This is a genomic window from Micromonospora sp. NPDC050495 (genome assembly GCF_040655175.1).
GTDB lineage: Bacteria > Actinomycetota > Actinomycetes > Mycobacteriales > Micromonosporaceae > Micromonospora.
The window spans coordinates 50,867-71,282 of record NZ_JBFAJK010000008.1; the positions used below are offsets into that span (position 1 = coordinate 50,867).

The following is a 20,416-nucleotide window of genomic DNA, read 5'->3' on the forward strand; positions in this document are numbered from 1 at the left end:
ATGCTACTGACTCGGAATTCGGCTCGGGGACCCTCGTCCGGCCGGTCAATACCGCCCACCCGGACGGCGGGTCGGAACTTTCCTCGCCAGCCCCCGCTGTGAACTGGTACAACGGCTGAGGTGGACGCAACGAAGCTCCGGCGGGCCGTCGCCCGTACGCCACTGGCACCCGTCGCCGCCTTCCCCACCCGGCTGGCCCGGGTGGCCCGGCACGACGCCCGGGTGCTGGCCACCTCCGCCCGGTGGCTGCTCACCTCGCACGAACACCACAACTACACGTACGACCTCACCACGCTGAGCCGGCACCACCTGGCCTGGTACGTCAGCGTCGTGTGCGACGTGCCGGTGCGGCAGGTGCGCGACTGGTTCGCCGAGATCGAGGGCGACGAGAAGCTGCGCCGGCACATCGAGACCGCCACCGCCACCGCGTCCCGCCGTGGCCTCGCCGACCGGCACGTCCGCTACGCCCGCCGGATCGGCTGGTACGCCATCGTCCGCGCCCGCACGCCCCGGCACGTGGTGGAGACCGGCGTTGACAAGGGGCTCGGCAGTTGCGTGCTGGCCGCCGCGCTGCTCCGCAACGCCGCCGAGGGTCACCCCGGCCGGCTCACCTCCCTCGACATCAACCCGGACGCCGGCTACCTGGCCCGCGCCACCCCCTGGGCCGAGGTGGTCGACCTCGTCATCGGCGACTCCGTCGCCTCCATCCGCGCCCTCGACCGGCCCGTCGACCTGTTCCTGCACGACAGCGACCACAGCCGGGTCCACGAGAGGAGCGAGTTCACCGCCGTCGAGCCGCAACTCGCCCCCGGCGCGCTGCTGCTCACCGACAACGTGACCGCCACCAACGTCCTGGCCGAGCACGCCGAGCGGACCGGGCGGCGCTTCCTCGCCTACCGGGAGACCCCCGCCCGGCACTGGTACCCGGGCGACGGGATCGGCGCCGCCTGGTGACCGGGCAGCCGCGGGCTTAGCTTTCGCTTAGCCCGCTTGTCCCCGGGCGCGCCGGTCCGGCAGCATCGACCGGCGTGACCGACGGCAGCGCCCCCACCGACCCCGACGACGGTTCCGCGCGGCCCGGCCCCGGCCGCCGCCGGGCCACTGCCGGCCGCCGTCGCCGGCTCGCCGCCGCAGCGGCCGTCGCGCTCGCCGCCGTGCTCGGCGTCGTCCTCGCGGTACGCGGCGGCGCCGCCCCCGCCTGCGCCACGCCGCCCCGCGCGCTGCCCGCCGCCCCACCGTTGGGCGCCGCCGTCCACAGCGGCAAGGCGACCTTCTACGACTCGAAGGGCGCCGGCGGCAACTGCTCCCGCCCCGCCGCCCCCGACAACCGGCGCTACGTCGCCCTCGGACCCGCCGAGTACGCGGCCGGCGCGGCCTGCGGCGGCCACCTCGACGTCACCGGCCCGAAGGGCACCGTCCGGGTCCTCGTGATGGACCAGTGCCCCGAGTGCGAACCCGGCCACCTCGACCTCTCCGCCGAGGCGTTCGCGAGGATCGCCGACCCGGTGCAGGGCATCGTGCAGGTCAGCTACCGCGCGGTGGTGAACCCGCCGCTGCCCGGCCCGCTCACCTTCCGGATCAAGGAGGGCGCCTCCCGGTGGTGGTTCGCCGTCCTCGTCGGCGACCACGGCAATCCGCTGCGCTCCGTCGAGGTACGGCAGAACGGCGCCTGGCGCGCCGCCGCCCGCCAGGACTACAACTACTGGCTCATCGACTCCGGCGCCGGACCCGGCCCGTACACCATCCGGGTCACCGACGCGTACGGGCACCGGGCCACCGCCACCGGCATCCGGCTGCTCCCCGGCCAGACGCAGCGCAGCACGGTACGGATGTACGGCGGTGCCGCCACCCCGGCCCGTACGACGGCGCCCGGCCGCTCGGCGTCGGCCCGGCCCCGCCCGCGCGCCTCGACCAGCCCGACGGTCAGCCCGCCCGGCACCCCCGCCGTGGACGCGGCCGTCGCCGCGCCGGCCATTCCGGACCCGGCGCCCGCCGCGTGCGGCTGAGGCCGCTCCCGGCCGCACGCCGGCCCGTCGCGGATGGCGGCCCGCGACTGGCCTCCGTCCGCGTTTGACCGCTGCTGGTGCGGGAGGGGGGTTTCGAACCCCCACGTCCTCTCGGACACAGGCTCCTAAGGCCTGCGCGTCTGCCGTTCCGCCACTCCCGCTGGCCCGATGAGTCTAGAGCGTCGTGCGGAGACGGTGTGCAGTCCGGCTCGCCGCAGAATGTTCGACACCGTTCCATGGCTGACCGTGCACTCACCCTCGGTGGCCACCGCGATGAGTTCGGCGAGCTTGCGGGGGCCGAGGTCAGGATGGGCGAGGGCGTGCGCGAGGACGGTCTCCGTGAACTCCGCCGGTCGGGCCTGCCCGGGGACGGGCGCGAGGGTGTCCCGAGCGGCCAGGCGCGCGCGGAGCCGGGCCACGTGGTTGCGGTGGCAGCCGATCCGGCGGGCGGCCTCGCTCGGGCCGAGGGCGCCCCGGTCCACCTGTCGCACCAGGTCTTCGACCTCGGCCACGGAAAGCCGGGGCGTGGGCTCGGCCGGCGGCGGCGTCGGCTCGGTCCGGGGCGTCCTGCGGTCGGCCCGGGGCGCCGCGCTCCGGTTCCGGCCCGCGTAGGTGTCGGTCTGGCTGTGGCAGTTCGGACAGAGGATCCGCAGGTTGGGGGGCCGGTTGTCGAGGAAGTCACCGTTCACGTGGTCGACGTGCAGGGTGAGCGGCCGGCCGCGCCAGAGCGGGCCCACGCCGCACTCCTCGCATTCCTCCGGCACGCCGATGTCGCGCAGCGCCCACTTCAGCCGGGTGCCGGGCGTACGACGGGAGCCGTCCGGCACCCGCACCAGCAGCTGTGACGAGGCGGTGCGGCGGGCGCCGGCCCGGCCGGTGTGGTGCCGGCCGCGGGTGAAGTGCGAGGTGTCGATGTTGAAGCGCTTGAGCTGCCGGCTGATGTGCGCGTGCGAGCCGCCGCTGATCCGCACCCCGAGCAGCCGCATGACCTCGGTGACGCTGCGGGCCCGCGCCGCCGCTGCCGCCAGCGTCTCGGGCGAGTACTTGTAGCGAACCACGCACGGACGGTAGCGGCGGCGTGCGACAGGTTCAGTCGAGACCGAGGTCACGGCGCAGCTTCGCGACGTGCCCGGTGGCCTTGACGTTGTAGAGCGCCCGTTCGATCTTTCCGTCCTCGTCCACCACGAAGGTGGACCGGATCACGCCGGTGACGGTCCGGCCGTACAGCTGCTTCTCGCCGTACGCGCCGTACGCGGTCAGCACTGCCTTGTCGGTGTCGGCGACGAGCGGGAAGGTGATGGCGTCGCGCTCGCGGAACGTGGCCAGCTTCTGCGGCTTGTCGGGGGAGATGCCGACGACCTCGTAGCCGGCGGCTTGGAGCGAGGCGAGCGAGTCGCGGAAGTCGCAGGCCTGCTTGGTGCAGCCGGGGGTCATGGCGGCCGGGTACGCGTACAGGATGACCTTGCGGCCGCGCAGGTCGGCAAGGGAGAGGGTCCCGCCGCTGTCGGTGGGGAGGGTGAACTCGGGGGCGGGGTCGCCGGGGCTGAGGCGGTCGGTCATGGCGGTGACGATACCGCCGCCGGGTGGGCTCGGTCCGGTGGTGACGCGCCCACCGTGATGATCACGACGGCTTGTTGCAAGGGATTGGCAACAACGGCTCTCCACAAATAAGCTCGGTTCGTGGAAACCCTGGCGATGCACATCTCCAACGGGATCATCGACGGTCCCGTTGCCGCGATCTTCGCGGCGTTCGCGTTCGCCGCGCTCACCCTCTGTGTGCTGCGCGGGCGCCGCGACCTCGACGACCGGCTGGCGCCGATGGCCGGCCTGGTGGCCGCGTTCATCTTCGCCGTGCAGATGCTCAACTTCCCGATCTTCACGGCCGGGGTGAGCGGTCACCTGCTCGGCGGCGCGCTCGCCGCCCTGCTGGTCGGCCCGTGGGTCGGCGCGCTCTGCGTGGCCGTGGTGCTGGTTGTGCAGGCGCTGGTCTTCGGTGACGGCGGGGTCGCCATGCTGGGCCTCAACATCACCAACATGGCGCTGCTCGGCACGGCGGCGGCGTACCTGCTGGTCGCGCTGCTGCTGCGGGTGCTGCCGCGCACCCCGGCCGGCCTGGCCGTCACGGCGTTCGTCTCGGCGCTGGTCAGCGTCGTGGTCGCGTCCCAGGGTTTCGTGCTCCAGTACTGGCTGGGCGGCACCACCGACCTGGGCGGCAACCTGGCCGGGCTGGCCGGCACGATGGCCGGGGTGCACCTGCTGATCGGCATCGGCGAGGGCCTGATCACCGCGACCACGGTGGTCACCGTCGCGAAGGTCCGCCCCGACCTGGTGTACGCGCTGCGCGCCCTGAAGCCGGCCGCGCCGGCTCCCGCCGTCCCGGTCGCCGGAGGTGCCCGATGAGCAAGCGGTCCTGGCCCTTCCTCCTCGGCGGCCTGCTGGTCGCCCTGCTGCTGGCCGGCGTGGTCAGCAACTACGCCTCGGCGCACCCGGACGGGCTGGACTCGTCGCTGCTCAAGGGCTGCACGGTCGACGCCGACGGCGAGATCACCGGCGGCAGCTGCCCGGCCCAGCAGGCCCGGGCGCACGAGCTGGCCGACAGCCCGCTCGCCGACTACGGCGTCCGCGGCGTACGCGACGGTTTCCTCTCCACCGGCCTCTCCGGGGTGCTCGGCGTGCTGCTCACCTTCGCCCTCGGCGGCGGCCTGTTCTGGCTGGCCCGCCGGCGTGGCCCGGCGACCGACCCGGCCGGCGTCGGCGGCGAGCCGCCCGCCGCCGGCCCGGGCGACGCGACGGCCGACGCCACCGCCGCCGGCCCGGGCGGCCGGCCCGCCGGCGACGAGACCTCCGCCGCGCGCGCGGCCCGCGCCGGCACCCGCTGAGGGGGTACGCGACCGATGGGCGCCGGGCATGCACACGTGCTGTACCGCGAGTCGTCCTCCCCGGTGCACCGCCTCGCGCCGGAGGTGAAGATCGCCGCGATGGTGCTGTTCACCGTCGCGGTGGTGGCCACGCCCCGGGAGGCGTACTGGGCCTTCGGCGGGTACGCGCTGCTGGTGGCGGGGGTGGCGGCGCTGGCCCGGGTCGGGCCGCGCTGGTTGGCGAGCCGGGCGCTGATCGAGCTGCCGTTCGTGCTCTTCGCGTTCGCGCTGCCGTTCCTCGGCGCCGGTGCGCGGGTCGAGGTGGCCGGGCTGAGCCTCTCCGTGGACGGGCTGCACGGCGCGTGGAACATCCTGGCCAAGGGGACGCTGGGCGTGCTCGCCTCGCTGCTGCTGGCGGCGACCACGACGACCCGCGACCTGATCGTCGGCCTGGACCGGCTGCGCTGCCCGCAGGTGCTCACCCAGATCGCCACGTTCATGCTGCGCTACCTGGACGTGCTGGTGGGTGAGGCCCGGCGGATGCGGGTGGCCCGGGTCTCCCGGGGTGACGACCCGCGGTTCCTGTGGCAGCTGCGCGGCTTCGCGGCCGGGGTGGGCGCGCTGTTCCTGCGCGCGTTCGAGCGGGGCGAGCGGGTCTACCTGGCGATGGTGTCGCGCGGCTACACGGGCCGGATGCCCGCGGTGTGGCAGGGCGGCGGCGCGGCCACCGCCGGGCAGTGGGCGGCCGCCGCGACGGTGCCGCTGATCGCGGCCACCATCGCCGCCGTCGCGCTCGTGCTGACATGATCGGGTACGTGCAGCAGCCGCCCTCCCTGGACGTCCGTGGCGTCCGGTACGCGTACCCGGACGGTCACGTCGCCCTGCACGGGGTGGACCTGACCGTGCCGCGCGGCGACCGGGTGGCGCTGCTCGGCCCGAACGGCGCCGGCAAGACCACCCTGGTGCTGCACCTCAACGGCATCCTCGCGCCGGTCGAGGGGACGGTCAGCGTGGGTGGCCTGACGGTCAGCCGGGACCGGGACACCCTCGCGGAGATCCGCCGCCGGGTGGGCATCGTCTTCCAGGACCCCGACGACCAGCTCTTCCTGCCGACGGTGGCCGAGGACGTGGCGTTCGGCCCGGCGAACCTGGGGCTGCGCGGCGCCGAGCTGGCCGCCCGGGTGGACGAGGCGCTGGCCGCGGTGGGGATGAGTGAGCACCGGGACCGGGCCCCGCACCACCTCTCGTTCGGGCAGCGGCGGCGGGTGGCGGTGGCCACCGTGCTGGCGATGCACCCGGAGATCCTGGTGCTCGACGAGCCGTCGTCGAACCTCGACCCGGCGGCCCGGCGGGAGCTGGCGGAGATCCTGCGCGGCCTGCCGGTGACCCTGCTGATGGTCACCCATGACCTGCCCTACGCGGCCGAGCTCTGCACCCGGTCGGTGATCCTGGACGGGGGCCGGATCGTCGCCGACGCCGCCACCCTCGACCTCCTCACCGACCCGTCGCTGCTGGCCGAGCACCGCCTCGAGCTGCCGTACGCCTTCGACCCGCGCGCCGTTCCCCGCCCCTGCTGACCCGCGCGCCGGGGACCGGACCGCGGCTGACCCCGGCCGGGCGATCGGCGCGGCGGACCAGCCGGGCGCGGTCGCGGCGCCGGGCCGGGGGTCAGCGGGGGACGGGACGCGCGGGGCCCGGGCGGACGGTACGGGCGGCGCGGGCGGCGGTGTGCAGCCGCAGCAGACCGGCGGCGGTCGCGCCGGCCCCGGTGGCCAGGACGAGCGTCACCAGGAGGCGGGCCAGGCCGGCCGGCCCGGCCACCGGCGCCACCGCGCGGGCCAGCACGGCCAGGTTCGGCACCCCGGCGAAGAGCACCAGGCAGGCCCCGGCCAGGGTGACCGGGAAGTCGGCGGCCGCCCGGCGGGCCAGCGCGTACCCGCCGGCCGCGACCGCGCCGAGCCCGGTGAGCAGCGTCCAGGTCTGCCCGGTGAGCAGCCCGAGCGCCAGCCCGCCCGGCCCGTCGGCCCCGGCGTCCAGGGCCCGGCCGACGGCGGTCGCCACGGCGGCCAGCCCGCCCACGGTGAGCAGGGCCGCGACCGCGCGCAGCGCGCGGACCCCGGCGGGCGTGCCGGCGGGTGCCAGCCCGGCCGCGCCGAGCAGCAGGAAGCCGAGCGTGGCGGCCGTGCACCACGGGTACGGGTCGGGTGGCGGCAGCCAGTCGAGGGTGCCGCGTACCTCGACGGTCCGGTCCCCGGCGCGCAGCGGCACCACCCAGTCGCGGATCCGGTGCTCGTGGCCGGGGTCGGCGCTGACCTGGGCGGGTGGTGCCGGGTCGAGCCAGAGCGTCCGCTGGTCGTGCCAGCGGGCCGTCGGGCCGTCGCCGGTCCGCCGCCAGACCGGGGTGGCCGCCGGGTCCACCTCGGGGGAGAGCCGGGTGTCGCCGGCGATGGTGCGGTTCAGGTAGGTGGCGGGGGAGCGGGTGTTCTCGTACACGCCGCCCGGCCCGACGCGCAGGTAGGGCTCGCCGGAGTAGCCGAGCACCTCGACGTCGGTGCCGGTGCGGTTGGTCAGCTCCAGCCGGGCGCCGGCCTCCACCAGTCGGGCGGTGAGGCCGGGCCGGGCCGGGGCGACCGCGGTCACGGTGGCCCGGTAGTCGGTGCCGTCGGGGGCGTCCGCGCCGTGCGCGGCGGCCGGGCTGGCGAGGGTGAGGAGGGCGGCGAGCGCGGCGAGGACGACCAGCCCCGCCCGCCGCAGTGGCGCCGGGTTCACTTGCCGGCCGCCTCCACCGCTGCCCGGAGTCCCTCGGGGGAGCGGTCCGCGACGTCCCGGCCGTTGACCTTGATGGTCGGGGTGCTGGTGACGCCGGCCTTGCTCGCCTCGTCGGTGACGTGTTCGGTCCACGACCGGTAGGTGCCGTCCTGGACGCAGGAGGCGAAGTCGTCGCGGTTCAGCCCGACCCCCGCGCCGATGTCGATCAACTCGTCGTTGCTGAGCCCGGCGCTGTTCTCCGGCGGCTGCCGGGCGAAGAGCTGGTCGGTGAACTCGCTGAACTTGCCGCCCTTGGCGGCGCAGCCGGAGGCGGCCGAGGAGCGGGTCGAGTACTCGGTGGTGGAGAAGCGGTTGAGGAAGGCGACCGGGTGGAAGACCACCTTCGCCTTGCCCTCGCTGACCAGCTGCTTGAGGGTCGCGCCGCTGGTCTCCTGGAACTGCCGGCAGGCCGGGCACTGGTAGTCCTCGTACAGGTCGATGGTGACCTTGCCGGTGCCCTCGACGATGCCGGTGCCGGCGTCGTTGGCCCCGGGCGGGGCCGTGAAGCTGGTCGACTTCTGGCTGGAGTACACGGCCCAGCCGATGCCGCCGGCGATGAGCAGCACCAGCACCGCGGCGATCGTGGTCCAGATGGTCCGCCGGCGGCGCTGCTCCCGGGCGAGTTGCTGGCGGACCACCCGGGCCGCGTTCTTCTGCCCCTTGCGACTACTCATCCTCGTCCTCCATGGAAGGTGCGCCCGCCAGCCAGCCGTCAACCGAGAACGGGGTGCGGGGCCAGCACAGCAGGAATCCGGCCAGCACCAGGAAGCCCAGGTCCCGGAGGATTTCCGGCAGGTAGCTCGGGGCCTGGCCGGCGGCGAGCTGGCCGCCGCTGCCGAAGCACCCGCAGTCGATGGCCAGGCCGCGCGCCCAGGCCGAGGCGATGCCGGCGATGAAGACCACCAGCAGCGCCGCGCCGACGCCGGCGGCCAGCCGGGTGGCCAGCCCGACGAGCAGGAGTACGCCGAGGGCCAGCTCGACGAAGGGCAGCGCGGCGCCGAGCACCGCGGCCACGTCGTACGGCATGAGCTGGTAGGCGTTGACCGCCCGGCCGGAGGCGCCGAGGTCACCGACCTTGCTGCCGCCGGCGTAGAGCCAGACGGCGGCGAGCCCGAGCCGGGCGGCGATGCCCAGCCAGGGCCGGAGGGTGGTCCAGCGGGTGGCCGGGACGCGAGGTGTGCTCACGCTCATTGGTCGCCTGGGTTCCGTGATTGGTTCCATCATCAACCGGTCAACGCGTCGCCGGCGGCGTCGACCAGGTCGGCGCGGGCCCGGGCGACCCGGGAGCGGATGGTGCCCACCGGCACCCCCTCCACCGCGGCCGCCTCCGCGTACGACAGGCCGAGCAGTTGGGTGAGCACGAACGCGGCGCGCCGCTCGGCGGGCAGCCGGCGGACCAGGTCGGTGGCGCCGAACTCGCCGGCCGGGTCGGGGTACGGCCGGTCGGTGGCGGCGTGCGCCGCCAGCCGTTCGTCCAGCCGGCGCCGCCGGATCACCGTGCGCAGGTGGTCGGCGCAGGTCCGGCGGGCGATGCCGAGCAGCCAGGTACGCGCGCTGGAGCGCCCCTCGAAGCCGGGCAGCGCCCGGAACGCCCGCAGGTACGTCTCCTGGGTGAGGTCGTCCGCGCTGTCCGGGTCGACCAGGGCGGCGGCGAACCGCCAGACCTCGGCCTGGGTGGCCCGGACGAAGGCGGCCGGTGCGGCCGGGTCGCCGTCGCGGGCGGCCAGCGCCCAGCCGGTCGCCCGGTCCGGGGCGGCGCCCGGCGTCGGGCCGTCGGCGGGGGTGTCGCGCGGGGCGGGGGTCACGACAGTCGAGGTTACGCGGGGTATCTGTGGGTGACAGGGTCCTTCGACCCATTCCATGACCCGGGCCACGCCGGGAACTTTTCCGGCCGGTTTCCCGACTACCCGACATGACGTGCGACGACGTACGCGTGGCGCGGTCCGCGTGGCGGGCGCCCGCCGCCGCCCGGGCCGGCGCGGCGCGGCGCCGCCGGCGGCCCGGTGCGGGGCGCGGATGAGGCCGGTTCGCCGCACGCGGGTCGGGTCGGGAAGCATGACGGTCATGACTGCTGCCGTACGCCGCCGGCCCGTGGCCGTGGCCGACCGTCGCTGGGCCGCCCGGCTGGGTGCCGCCGCCGGTCTGCTGGTCACCCTGCTCGCCCTGCTGCTCGCCCCGGCCACCCCGGCCAGCGCCCACGCGGTGCTGGTGAGCACCAGTCCGACTGCCGCCTCGGTGGTGCCGAGCGCGCCCGCCGAGGTGGTGCTGACCTTCAGCGAGGGGGTCCGCAAGGTCCCGGACAAGATCCGGGTGATCGCGCCGGACGGCTCCCGGGCCGACCGCGGTGAGCCGATCTTCAAGGGCACGGTGGTGACCATCCCGGTGGACTCCGCCGGGGCGCGCGGCACCTACCTGGTGAGCTACCGGGTGATCTCCGCCGACAGCCACCCGGTCTCCGGCGCGTTCACCTACTCGGTGGGCGCGCCGTCGACGCCGCCCAGCGACTCCGGCACGAACACCCGCGCCGACCCGGTGGTGGGCAACGCGGTCAAGGTCGCCCGGTACGCCGGGTACGCGGGCCTGCTGCTGCTGGTCGGCCCGGCGCTGGTGCTGGCGGCGCTCTGGCCGCGCCGGCTGTCCCGCCGCGGCCCGGCCCGGCTGGCCTGGTCGGGGCTGGGCCTGCTGGCCGTGGCCACCCTGGCCGAGCTCTGGTTGCAGGTGCCGTACACCAACGGCGGCGGGTTGTTCGAGGTGACCGGGGCGGGCCTGGGCGACGTGCTCGGCAGCACGTACGGCACCGCGCACCTGGTCCGGCTCGGGCTGCTCGCGGCGGCGGCGTTCCTGCTCCGCCCGCTCTTCACGGGTCCGATCGGCCGGGCCGACGCGGTCATCCTGGCCATCCTGGCCGGGGCGGGGCTGTTCACCTGGCCGCTGGCCGGGCACCCGGCGGCCTCCCCGGCGCCGGCGGTGTCGGTGGTGGTGGACGCGGTGCACCTGGGCAGCATGGCCGTCTGGCTGGGTGGCCTGGTGATGCTCGCGGCGTTCCTGCTGCGCCGCGCCGACGAGCGGGAGCTGGACGCGATCCTGCCGATCTGGTCCCGCTGGGCGGCGCTGGCGGTGGCCGCGTTGCTGCTCGCCGGCACCGTGCAGGGGCTGATCGAGGTGGCCAGCCTGTCCGCGCTGGTCGACACCACGTACGGGCGGCTGCTGCTCGCCAAGATCATCCTGTTCGCGCTGGTGATCGGGGTGGCCGCGTACTCCCGGTCGCTGGTGCGCCGGCGCAGCGCGGCGGGCCGGCCGGGGGCGATGCGCCGGGCGGTGCTGGCCGAGCTGGTGATCACCGCGGTGGTGCTCGGCGTGTCGGCGACCCTGGTGCAGACCACCCCGGCCCGCACCGCCGGCGCCGACGTGGCCGGGGCGCCCACCGGCTACTTCTCCGCCACGCTGGCCAGCCCGCTCTACTCCCTCCAGGTCGAGCTGGACCCGGCCGAGCGCGGCAACAACTCGCTGCACCTGTACGCGTACACGAAGGACAACCGGCCGCAGCCGGTCAAGGAGTGGAAGGCGACCGCCGCGCTGCCGTCGGCCGGCATCGAGCCGATCGAGATCCCGCTGCTGCCGCTGACCGACAACCACGCCACCGGTGAGATCAACCTGCCGGCGGCCGGGCGGTGGGAGTTCCGGTTCACCGTCCGCACGTCCGACATCGACCAGGCCACGGTGACCGCCACCGTGCCCGTCACGTAACGAGAGGCGCTCCGACCCATGATCCGACTCCGGCGTACCGCAACCGCCGCCGCGCTCACCCTCACCGTCGTGGCCACGGCCGTGCTCGGCCTGGCCGGGGCCGCCTCGGCGCACGTCACGGTCAACCCGAAGGAGGCGACCCAGGGCGGTTACGGCCGGTTCGCGTTCCGGGTGCCCAACGAGAGCGATACGGCGTCGACCACCAAGGTCGAGGTGAACCTGCCGGAGAACGCCCCGGTCGGCTCGGTGTCGACGATGCCGGTGCCGGGCTGGACGGTGGCGGTGGAGAAGCGCAAGGTGGACCCGCCGATCGACGTGCACGGCAGCCAGCTCACCGAGGCGGTGTCCAAGCTGACCTGGACCGCGACCGCCGGCGGCGTGAAGCCGGGCGAGTTCCAGGAGTTCCCGGTCTCGATGGGGCCGCTGCCGCAGGTCGACCGGATGGTCTTCAAGGTGCTGCAGACCTACTCCGACGGCAACGTGTCCCGCTGGATCGAGGAGCCGACCCCCGGCGCGGAGGAGCCGGAGGACCCGGCCCCGGTGCTCACCCTGACCGCCGCTTCGGCGTCGGCCGGGCCGTCCGCCCCGGCGGCGAGCGCCCCGCCGGCCGCCCGCGGTGACGACGACGACGAGGACGCCGACTCCGCGGCCATCGCCCTCGGGGTGGCCGGTCTGGTCGCCGGCCTGGCCGGCCTGGTGCTCGGCGGGCTGGCGTTCCGGCGTACCCGTCGGGAGCCCACGCCGAGGTCCTGACCCACGCCCGTGTCGCCGGCCCGTCGGATCCTCCGGCGGGCCGGCGGGCGTTGCGGGGTCCTTGCGGCGCTTGCCGTGGATATCCGCTGATTGTGTGGTTCGCGTCGGTAAGGTCGGCCGGGTAATTGGCTACCGAGGGAGACGACGCGAATGCGGTTCGTGCGAACGATCGCCGGCATGCTGCTCTTGAGCGTGGGGATTCCGGCGCTGCTGGCCGGCGTCGGCCTCTGGGTCGCCGCCGAGCACGCCGACCCGGACGGCGGCTTCGGCGCCCGCGTCGAGACCCTCCGCACCCCCGGGCAGGCCGTGCTGGTCACCGATGTGGACCGCCTGCTGCGCGCGGAGGCGCCGTTCGCCCGGGCCGGCTCGGCCCGGCTGCGGCTGACCGCCCGGACCGCCGACGGCCCGGCCTTCCTCGGCCTCGCCCCCCGCGAGGAGGTGGGACGCTGGCTGGCCGGCGCCCCGCACGCCACCGTCGAGCGGATCGCGCTCACCCGCGGCCCGCTGCCGGTGCGGCTGGCCCCGGCCGGCCCGGCCACTGCCGGCGGCGTCACGGTGGCCCCGGCGGACCAGGGCTTCTGGGTACGCGAGGGGATCGGCACGCTGGAGTGGAGCCCGGCCGACCTGGCCGGGCAGTCGCTGAGCCTGGTGGTGATGCGGCCGGACGGGCGCGCCGAGCTGGCCCTGACGCTGCGGGCGGAGGTGCGGGCCGGCTGGTTCCCGGGCGTCGCCTGGGCGCTACTGGCCGGTGGGCTGTTGCTGGTCGCCCTCGCCGGGGTGCTGCTGCTGCGGCGGGTGCGGCCCCGGGAGGTGGTCTTCGTCGTCGAGCCGGACCAGGTGCCGGTGCTGGCCGGCCGGCTCGGGGTGACGTCGCTGAGCGGCCTGGGCGCGCCGCCGCCGCTGCCCGAGCGGCAACTGGTCGCCGTCGGGTCGGCGCACGCCGAGCGGGGCCGGGCGGCGATCGGTCCGGTGCCGAGCCGGCGTCCGGCGACGCTGGCCGACCTGTCGCCGGACGCCGCCTGGTCGTGGCCGCCGGTCGGGGTGGCGGAGACGCCGCGCCCGTCGCTCGTGGACGGCGCCGCGCCGCCGGCCGACGCCTGAACTCCGGGCCGGAACGGCGGTGGCCCCCCGCGCTGCCGACGCGGAGGGCCACCGTCACCGGGGGAATCGGTGCTACCTGGGAGAAACTTGAGGTAGTTGGGACCAGATTAGCGCTGAAACGGCGTCAGTCGCGAGTTCTGTCCAGTTGATGCATGTTTCCCGGGGTGCCGGGGGCGCGCGTCGGACGCCGGGTCGGCAGCACCACCAGCAGCAGCAGGCTGAGCAGCACGTACGCGTTGCGGGCGACGAACTCCCCGGGGTCGTCGGTGCGTACCGGGGTGATTCCCCAGTCCTCGAACGTCACCACCCCGTAGATGATCACGAACGTGGTGCCCACCGCGAGGGTGAGTAGCCAGCGGCGCCGACGGGCCCCCGCCGGCGTGTCCCGCCCGCTGTCCAGGGCGGCGTCGACCAGCAGCACCACCGCCGGGATGAACCAGTACAGGTGGTGGGTCCAGGTGATCGGGCTGACCAGCCCGCCGACCAGGCCGGTCAGGGTGAGCCCGGCCAGCGCGTCCCCGGCCCGCGCCGCCCGGGCCGCCCGCCACAGCCCGTACCCGGTCACCGCCAGCACCAGCAGCAGCCACGGCACCTGGGCCGGCTTCTCCGGCACGGTGAGCCGGCTGAGCAGGCCGAACAGCGACTGGTTGCCGGTGTAGTCGGTGCGTCCCACCCGGTCGGTGGCCCACAGCTCGTGGGTCCAGAAGCGCCACGAGTCGGCCGGCGCCACCGCCGCCGCCAGCAGGGTGGCGAGCGCGGCGGTCGCCGAGGCGACCAGCGCCGCCCGCCAGCGCCGGGTGGCCAGCAGGTAGAGGATGAAGATGCCGGGGAAGAGCTTGACCGCGGTGGCCAGCCCGACGCCCAGCCCGGCCCAGCGCCGCCCCCCGGGTACGGCGAACAGCAGGTCGGCCAGGATCAGCACCACCAGCAGCATGTTGATCTGGCCGAAGGTCAGCGTCTCCCGGGTGCTCTCCACGGCGAGGACCAGCAGCACCGCGACGACGAGCGGGAACCCCCGGTGCAGGTCGTGCCGGTCGAGCACCGGACGGACCAGCCACCAGGTGGTCAGCACCACGCCGAGCAGGGTCAGCACCGTGAAGATCGCCACCGTGACGCCGAGCGGCAGCAGGGCGAACGGCCGCAGCAGCAGCGCCGCGAACGGCGGGTAGGTGAAGTAGAGCGCCCCCTGCACCCGGTCCGGCTGCACGTAGTCGTAGAGCGGGTGACCGGCCGCCCACCAGTCCATCGCCCGCATGTAGATCTTCAGGTCGAAGAAGTTGTGCACCCGGCCCGGCCAGTAGAGCACCGGCAGGACCGCCGCGATCGCCACCAGCGCGACGAGCCGACGCGCCGTACGCCCGCCCGGATCGTCGTCGGTGACGGCGGGCGGTGCGACGGGTTCGGCTGGCACGGGGGCAACCCTAACGGTCCACCGCCGGGCACCGGTGCTCCAGGCGCGGGCGGGTCGGCGGCGCGTAGTCTGGTCCGGTGGCTGATCTTCTCGTCTGGATCGACTGTGAGATGACCGGGTTGGACCTGGGCCGGGACGCGCTGATCGAGGTCGCGGCGCTCGTCACCGACCCGGATCTCAACGTGCTGGGTGACGGCGTCGACGTGGTGATCCACGCCGACGAGGCGGCGCTGGAGGCGATGCCGGAGATTGTCCGGACCATGCACGCCAAGTCCGGGCTGACCGACGAGGTCCGTCGCTCCGCGGTCACCCTGGCCGAGGCCGAGGATCTGGTCCTCGACTACGTCAGCCAGCACGTGAAGGACCCCCGGACGGCACCGCTGTGCGGCAACTCGATCGCCACCGACCGGGGCTTCATCGCCCGGGACATGCCGCGCCTCGACGCGCACCTGCACTACCGGATGATCGACGTCTCGTCGATCAAGGAGCTGTGCCGGCGCTGGTATCCGCGGGTGTACTTCGGGCAGCCGCAGAAGGGGCTGGCCCACCGGGCGCTCGCCGACATCCGGGAGAGCATCCGGGAGCTGGAGTACTACCGGCGGACCGTCTTCGTGCCGCTGCCCGGCCCGGACGTGGAGACCGCCAAGGCCATCGCCGCCCAGCTCTGAGCCGCGCGCCCGAACCCGCTGGACGGGGCTGGCCCAGGTGTGGCTATTATTAGTCCGCGCCCGCCCGGCTCGTCCGGCGCGAGAGCATGGTGGCTGTAGCTCAGTTGGCAGAGCACCGGGTTGTGGTCCCGGTTGTCGTGGGTTCAATTCCCATCAGTCACCCCAGCACGACGGAAGCCCCCTCCCGCGGGAGGGGGCTTCCGTCGTTCCCGGTCCGGCCCCCTCCTGCGGGAGGGGGTCGGACCGCGCGGACCTCAGGGGGTCGGCTCGACGCTCGGCTCGCCGGTCGCGTCACCCGGCTCGGCCGGCGGCTCGTACGGCAGCGCGCTGCCCTTGACGTACTCGTCCCAGCTCATGTTCCAGTCGGTCCAGCCGTTGCCGTTCTGGAGCTTGCGCTCGGTGCCCTTGACCGTGATCGGGTCGCCCATCCGGGTGTTGGCGAAGAGCCAGGCGCCGTCCTTCATCGAGACGTTCACGCAGCCGTGCGAGACGTTTGTCCGGCCCTGCACGCCCTCGGACCAGGGGGCGGCGTGGATGAACTCGCCACCCCAGGTGAGCCGCTGGGCGTAGTCGATCTCGGTGCGGTAGCCCTCCTCCGGGCCCAGCTCCTCCATCGTGTCGAAGACCGTGTGGCGCTTCTTCTCGATCACCACCATGGTGCCGCTGGACGACGGGGTGCTCTTCTTGCCGAGGCTCACCAGGATCGTCTTGACGGCCTTGCCGTTCTTGGTGACCGTCATCCGCTTGGTGTGGTTGTCCACGGTCATCACGAACGACGGACCGATCTTGACGTCGACGGTGAGGTCGGAGCGGCCGTACCAGCCGTCACCGAGCGGCAGGCCACCCGCCTGCACCTTGTAGGTCACCGTGCTGTTGGCCTTCCAGAACTCCTTCGGCCGGTAGTGCACCTCGGTCGGGCTCACCCAGTGCCAGATGCCCTCCTGGGCCGGCTTCGCGGTGACCGTCATCCGGCGCTGCATGTCGTCGCGGTAGTCCTCCGGGATGGCCCGGCCGAACTTCACGATCAGCGGCATGCCCACCCCGACGACCTGGTTGTCGCCGAGGAAGCTGGTGACCCGGACCTGCTTGCCCGGCTTCGCCATGGTGGTGAAGGTGCTGGTCGCGGTGGCCGGCTTGCCGTCGTCACCGGTCGCGGTCACCGTCGCGGTGTAGGTCTCGCCGTACTTCAACGCGCCCTCGGGCAGCCAACTCTTGCCGTCGGCCGCGAGGGTGCCCTCGACGGCCGCGCCGGCGGAGTCCTTCAGCTCGACGGTGGTCTCCGTCGCCTCCTTCGTGGTGAAGGTGACGGCGGTGGCGGCCGGCACGTCCTTGGCGTCGGCGGCCGGCTCGGTGATGGTGGCCGACGCCTTCGGCCCGCTCTCCCCGCCGCCGCCCTGCCAGCTCGACCCCTTGTCCCCGCCGCCGCCGGTGCAGGCCGAGGTCAGGGCCAGCGTGGCGGCCAGCACCACGGCAGCGAACCCGCGGCGTGCCCCGCGCCGGGTGGTGCCGGGCCGGATCAGCTCGTCCTGGCTGTCTCGCATGATTCCCTCACAGTCGTGGTCCCCGGTCCCATCGTTCCCTACAGACGCACGACTACGGATACCCGTTGCCTGACGTGAACCGGAACACGCGAGCCGGATGTAACGATTCTGGTATCTTGCGCCGCTGTGCGCAGGGGCTGATCTCTGTTTCCGGCGGCCGGGACCAGGCCGACCGGGACCGAGATCGCTCCCGGCCACGGTACATTCGCCGAGCTCAGAAGGGCGAACCGGTGCCGCCGTCGGGCACCGGGACGGCGCTGCCGGCGACGAACTCCGACCAGCTCAGGTTCCACGCCGTCCAGCCGTTGCCCGCCTCCAGCCGGCGCGGGGTGCCGCGCACGGTCACCGGGTCACCGACCAGCGTCCGGTCGAACAGCCACCGGCCGTTGGCCATCGAGACGTTCACGCAGCCGTGCGAGACGTTCGTCCGGCCCTGCACGCCCTCGGACCAGGGGGCGGAGTGGATGTACTCGCCGCCCCAGGTCAGCCGCTGGGCGAAGTCGATCTCCGTGACGTACCGGTTGCGGGGGTCCGCCTCGTCCCGGGTGTCGAAGACCGTCGACTCCTTCTTCTCCATCACCACCATGGTGCCGCTGGAGGAGGGGGTGCTCTTCTTGCCGAGACTGACCGGCACGGTCCGGATCAGCGTGCCGTTCTCGTACACGGTCATCCGCTTGTTGGCGTTGTCCACCTTCATCTCGAACTGGCGGCCGATCTTCGCGGTCGCGCTCCGGTCGACGTTGCCGTACCGGCCGTTGCTCAGCGGGACACCGGCCAGGGCCAGCCGCACGGTGAGGGTGGTGCCCGGCTTCCAGTACTCCGGCGCGCGGTAGTAGGCCTGCGTGCCGCTGGGCAGCCAGTGCCAGGCGCCCGGCTGGGGCGGATCCGTCTGCACGAACATCCGGCGCTGCACCGCGGCCCGGTCCTTCTTCGGGATCCCCGGCGAGAACTCCGCCACCACCGGCATCGCCACGCCGTACGTCCGGCCGCTGAACAGGTACAGGCCGGAACCGATCATCGACTTCGGTCGGGCCATCGTGGTGAAGGTGCTGCTGCCCTGGTGCGTCGAGCCGTCCGGGCCGGTCCCGGTCACCGTGGCGGTGTAACGGGTGGCGTACTTCAGCGGGGCGGACGGCACCCAGGACGAGCCGTCGCGGCGCAGCCGGCCCGCGACCGGCTTGCCGTTCGCGGCGGTGAGGACCACCTTCGTCACCGTCCCGCCGCCGGGGACGGTCGCGCTGATCTCGGTGCTGACCGGCCGGCGCTGGGCGCCGTCGGCCGGGGTCAGCCGCAGCGGCGCCGCCGCCACCGGCGGAGTGCCCGCCGGGGTCGCGCTGGCGCTCGGCTGGGCCTGCTGGCTGCCGGAGACGAACGTCGGCTTCTTCTGCTGGTCGCCGCCGCACCCGACCAGTGCCAACGACGCCGTGAGGACCAGGACGCCCACCATCGCCCCGGACCGCGCGAACCTGCCCATCCCCACCTCTGTTCTCGCGTGCCTGGCCGCCATCGTGCCGCATCACGGTGGCGTTGCCGGACCCCGGGGTCGCTCTTTGCCCCTTTTTGTCCGGTAACCTCGACCGAAGGGTGGAGGCCGGGATCGGATTGGAAACCGGCTTCGAGGGCGTGCTAATGTTCTTCCCGTTGCCGGCGAGCGCCGCTAGCTCAACTGGCAGAGCAGCGGACTCTTAATCCGCGGGTTCGGGGTTCGAGTCCCTGGCGGCGCACCAACGATCAAGGCTCTGACCTGGTGATTTTCACGGGGTCGGGGCCTTTTTCGTGTCTCTTGCCGGGTGGTGGTGGCTCGGTGAGTGCTCGGGGGCTGAAGAGGGTCACCATGTGCGTCTTGATCTCGTCGGTGATGGCCGTGACCGTCTATCTCTCGCGCAACGCGACGATGGGCGACCCGCCGAGAGACCGCCCGGCAGCGGCTCAAGCGGTGCGACCAGCGCCGGTCGATCCGCCGCTGCTGACTGGCATGCTGTGCGGATGCGACAGGTCACCGTGCTCGGCAGTTCCGGTGCCTTTCCCGAGCCGGGCCGTGCCTGTAGCGGTTTCGCCGTCGACTGGGACGGCTACCGCTTGGTGCTTGACCTGGGCTACGCCACGTTGCCGCGGTTGCTCGGGCACTGGCCAGATGGTGCAGTGGACGCGGTTGTCATCAGTCATGAGCATCCTGACCACTGCATTGACCTGCACGGGCTGTTCCGGATGCGGTTTTATGGTGAGCCTGGGGGACCACGGTTGCCGTTGTACTGCCCGCCAGGCGTGCTCGACCGGATCAGCGGTCTAGAGCCGGACGTCGACCTGCACGCGGTCTTCGACATGCATCCGCTGCCGGGCAGCTACCGGGTGGGGCCGTTCGATCTGACTGGACTGTCACTCCCGCACTACGTGCCCAACGCTGGCATCCGTATACAGGCCGACGGGATAGCCTTGGCCTACTCTGGGGACACCGGCCCGACCCCCGCGCTAGCCGAACTGGGCCGTGACGCCGACCTCTTCATCGTCGAGGCCACCGACCGCGACGGCGAGACCGACCGACCCACACGCAATCTACTGACCTCCACCGAGGCCGGTCACTGGGCTCGCCGGGCGGGCGCCCGCCGACTGATGCTCACCCACTTCTGGCCAGGCAATGACCGGGCAGCCGCAGTGGCCGCCGCGCAGGTGGAGTTCGACGGTGCTGTGCTGGCGGCCGAAGAGGACCTCACCGTCACACTCGGGACACCAGATCGCTGACCGCCCCTCGTCACGTCGTGCCCGAGTGGCCATTGCGTGGCCGCGCGGGCGGTGAGCAGAGAGGCGAGGTTGACCCCTACGTGACCCCAACCTGCCGCCAGAACCCACTCTGTTCCAGCTCAGCGGCCCTCTACGGGGCCGCTGACTTTGTGAGCGGGGCCGGTACAACAGCAGCGAAGTACAGCAGTAGCCGCCTACCGACTTGATGACGTAAACGAATCACGAGTCAGCGGTCCAGCGCGCTGCCGAGCCGCTTGAGTGCGTCGGGGGTGGCCGCCGAGGAGACCACCGTGTAGATCTCCATGGTGATGGCGAACTGAGCGTGCCGGAGGATCTGCATCGCCACCCGGGGATGCACGTCCAGGTCGGCCAGGAGCGAGGCGCAGGTCCGCCGGGCGTCCCGCACGGTGATCCGCCGGATTCCCGCCGCATCACCGCGCCGGTCCCAGAAGCGGTTGAAGTTCCTTGGCTCGACCGGCCGGCCGTACCGGGTGGTGAAGATGAGGTCGGACGGCTGCCAGCCGGGGCCGGCGGCGTTCCGGGCGGCGGACTGGACGGTGCGGCGGCCGGTCGAAGACCACGGTGCAGATGCCGGGCAGCGGCAGGGTGGCGTCCGAGGCGGCCGTCTTCGTCTACCGGTGCAGCAGTTCGGCACCGACCCGCTGGAGCTGCCGATCGATGGTCAACTCGCCGGCTGCCAGCGAGGTGGGCGCTCCTAATCCGTCAAGTAGGGCGGGTGCGCGGCTCAGACGAGTCCGTAGAGCTGGTTGAGGTCGAGTAGGTG

19 protein-coding genes, 3 tRNA genes and 2 pseudogenes are annotated in these 20,416 nt (G+C 73.7%); 13 read left to right on the top strand and 11 right to left on the bottom strand.

Annotated features, from left to right (window positions below; all coding sequences use genetic code 11):
• The first annotated feature begins 120 nt into the window (after positions 1-120).
• Both AB0I11_RS11525 and AB0I11_RS11530 read left to right on the top strand, forming a co-directional pair.
• On the top strand, positions 121-954 hold the full coding sequence (locus tag AB0I11_RS11525; RefSeq protein WP_357317302.1) for a class I SAM-dependent methyltransferase: 834 nt from the start codon (positions 121-123) through the stop codon (positions 952-954).
• 74 nt (positions 955-1,028) lie between these two features.
• On the top strand, positions 1,029-2,006 hold the full coding sequence (locus tag AB0I11_RS11530) for an expansin EXLX1 family cellulose-binding protein (RefSeq protein ID WP_357317306.1): 978 nt from the start codon (positions 1,029-1,031) through the stop codon (positions 2,004-2,006).
• Positions 2,007-2,081: 75 nt separating this feature from the next.
• Here AB0I11_RS11530 and AB0I11_RS11535 read toward each other — a convergent pair.
• The 3 genes from AB0I11_RS11535 to bcp form a co-directional block, all read right to left on the bottom strand.
• Positions 2,082-2,167, bottom strand: a tRNA-Leu gene (locus tag AB0I11_RS11535).
• Positions 2,132-3,064, bottom strand: coding sequence for an HNH endonuclease signature motif containing protein (locus AB0I11_RS11540; RefSeq protein WP_357317310.1), 933 nt, complete (start codon positions 3,062-3,064; stop codon positions 2,132-2,134). The genes AB0I11_RS11535 and AB0I11_RS11540 overlap by 36 nt, the downstream gene beginning before the upstream one ends.
• A gap of 31 nt (positions 3,065-3,095) precedes the next feature.
• Positions 3,096-3,566 carry a thioredoxin-dependent thiol peroxidase gene (gene bcp, locus AB0I11_RS11545; protein WP_357317314.1) on the bottom strand — a complete coding sequence of 157 codons (471 nt, stop codon included), beginning with the start codon at positions 3,564-3,566 and terminating at the stop codon, positions 3,096-3,098.
• Positions 3,567-3,686: 120 nt separating this feature from the next.
• On the opposite strand from bcp, the gene AB0I11_RS11550 reads away from it, so the two are divergent.
• The 4 genes from AB0I11_RS11550 to AB0I11_RS11565 are packed head-to-tail and all read left to right on the top strand — an operon-like array spanning position 3,687 to position 6,441.
• Positions 3,687-4,406: an energy-coupling factor ABC transporter permease gene (locus AB0I11_RS11550; protein ID WP_357317318.1), complete on the top strand. Its 720-nt coding sequence runs from the start codon at positions 3,687-3,689 to the stop codon at positions 4,404-4,406.
• The gene (locus AB0I11_RS11555) at positions 4,403-4,885 is read left to right on the top strand and encodes a PDGLE domain-containing protein (RefSeq protein WP_357317321.1); all 483 of its coding nucleotides are present in this window, start codon (positions 4,403-4,405) and stop codon (positions 4,883-4,885) included. The genes AB0I11_RS11550 and AB0I11_RS11555 overlap by 4 nt, the downstream gene beginning before the upstream one ends.
• 15 nt (positions 4,886-4,900) lie before the next feature.
• Positions 4,901-5,671, top strand: a complete 771-nt coding sequence (gene cbiQ, locus AB0I11_RS11560) for a cobalt ECF transporter T component CbiQ (RefSeq protein ID WP_357317324.1) — start codon at positions 4,901-4,903, stop codon at positions 5,669-5,671.
• Positions 5,668-6,441, top strand: a complete 774-nt coding sequence (locus AB0I11_RS11565) for an ABC transporter ATP-binding protein (RefSeq protein ID WP_357317328.1) — start codon at positions 5,668-5,670, stop codon at positions 6,439-6,441. Before cbiQ ends, AB0I11_RS11565 begins: the two co-directional genes overlap by 4 nt.
• 91 nt (positions 6,442-6,532) lie before the next feature.
• Here the strand turns inward: AB0I11_RS11565 and AB0I11_RS11570 are convergent, their stop codons facing one another.
• The 4 genes from AB0I11_RS11570 to AB0I11_RS11585 are packed head-to-tail and all read right to left on the bottom strand — an operon-like array spanning position 6,533 to position 9,477.
• The gene (locus AB0I11_RS11570; protein WP_357317331.1) at positions 6,533-7,633 is read right to left on the bottom strand and encodes a hypothetical protein; all 1,101 of its coding nucleotides are present in this window, start codon (positions 7,631-7,633) and stop codon (positions 6,533-6,535) included.
• A complete protein-coding gene (locus AB0I11_RS11575) occupies positions 7,630-8,346 on the bottom strand; it encodes a thioredoxin domain-containing protein (RefSeq protein ID WP_357317334.1) in 717 nt (238 codons plus the stop codon). The genes AB0I11_RS11570 and AB0I11_RS11575 overlap by 4 nt, the downstream gene beginning before the upstream one ends.
• Positions 8,339-8,863, bottom strand: coding sequence for a MauE/DoxX family redox-associated membrane protein (locus tag AB0I11_RS11580; protein WP_357317337.1), 525 nt, complete (start codon positions 8,861-8,863; stop codon positions 8,339-8,341). The genes AB0I11_RS11575 and AB0I11_RS11580 overlap by 8 nt, the downstream gene beginning before the upstream one ends.
• A 32-nt stretch (positions 8,864-8,895) precedes the next feature.
• Positions 8,896-9,477, bottom strand: a complete 582-nt coding sequence (locus AB0I11_RS11585) for a sigma-70 family RNA polymerase sigma factor (protein ID WP_357317340.1) — start codon at positions 9,475-9,477, stop codon at positions 8,896-8,898.
• 259 nt (positions 9,478-9,736) lie between these two features.
• Between AB0I11_RS11585 and AB0I11_RS11590 the strand changes: the two genes are divergently transcribed.
• The 3 genes and pseudogenes from AB0I11_RS11590 to AB0I11_RS11600 form a co-directional block, all read left to right on the top strand.
• On the top strand, positions 9,737-11,419 hold the full coding sequence (locus AB0I11_RS11590) for a copper resistance protein CopC (protein ID WP_357317343.1): 1,683 nt from the start codon (positions 9,737-9,739) through the stop codon (positions 11,417-11,419).
• 18 nt (positions 11,420-11,437) lie between these two features.
• Positions 11,438-12,172 (top strand): YcnI family protein, encoded by a 735-nt coding sequence (locus AB0I11_RS11595; RefSeq protein ID WP_357317345.1) that lies wholly within the window; start codon positions 11,438-11,440, stop codon positions 12,170-12,172.
• Between the two features lie 672 nt (positions 12,173-12,844).
• Positions 12,845-13,364: pseudogene (locus AB0I11_RS11600) on the top strand (hypothetical protein); the annotation flags it as partial.
• A 33-nt stretch (positions 13,365-13,397) separates the two neighbouring features.
• Here AB0I11_RS11600 and AB0I11_RS11605 read toward each other — a convergent pair.
• On the bottom strand, positions 13,398-14,684 hold the full coding sequence (locus tag AB0I11_RS11605; RefSeq protein WP_357317348.1) for a glycosyltransferase 87 family protein: 1,287 nt from the start codon (positions 14,682-14,684) through the stop codon (positions 13,398-13,400).
• A 77-nt stretch (positions 14,685-14,761) separates the two neighbouring features.
• Here AB0I11_RS11605 and orn point away from each other — a divergent pair, with 77 nt between their 5' ends.
• A complete protein-coding gene (gene orn / locus AB0I11_RS11610) occupies positions 14,762-15,352 on the top strand; it encodes an oligoribonuclease (RefSeq protein WP_357317351.1) in 591 nt (196 codons plus the stop codon).
• Between the two features lie 89 nt (positions 15,353-15,441).
• Positions 15,442-15,517: transfer RNA gene (locus tag AB0I11_RS11615), tRNA-His, on the top strand.
• 89 nt (positions 15,518-15,606) lie between these two features.
• On the opposite strand, the gene AB0I11_RS11620 is transcribed toward AB0I11_RS11615, so the two are convergent.
• Positions 15,607-16,893, bottom strand: a complete 1,287-nt coding sequence (locus tag AB0I11_RS11620; protein WP_357317354.1) for an Ig-like domain-containing protein — start codon at positions 16,891-16,893, stop codon at positions 15,607-15,609.
• A 214-nt stretch (positions 16,894-17,107) separates the two neighbouring features.
• Positions 17,108-18,367, bottom strand: coding sequence for an Ig-like domain-containing protein (locus tag AB0I11_RS11625; RefSeq protein ID WP_357317357.1), 1,260 nt, complete (start codon positions 18,365-18,367; stop codon positions 17,108-17,110).
• A 177-nt stretch (positions 18,368-18,544) separates the two neighbouring features.
• On the opposite strand from AB0I11_RS11625, the gene AB0I11_RS11630 reads away from it, so the two are divergent.
• Positions 18,545-18,620 (top strand) — tRNA-Lys (locus AB0I11_RS11630).
• Between the two features lie 259 nt (positions 18,621-18,879).
• On the top strand, positions 18,880-19,632 hold the full coding sequence (locus AB0I11_RS11635; protein WP_357317360.1) for an MBL fold metallo-hydrolase: 753 nt from the start codon (positions 18,880-18,882) through the stop codon (positions 19,630-19,632).
• Between the two features lie 226 nt (positions 19,633-19,858).
• Here AB0I11_RS11635 and AB0I11_RS11640 read toward each other — a convergent pair.
• A pseudogene (locus AB0I11_RS11640) lies at positions 19,859-20,333 on the bottom strand (tyrosine-type recombinase/integrase); the annotation flags it as partial.
• Positions 20,334-20,416 lie beyond the last annotated feature (83 nt).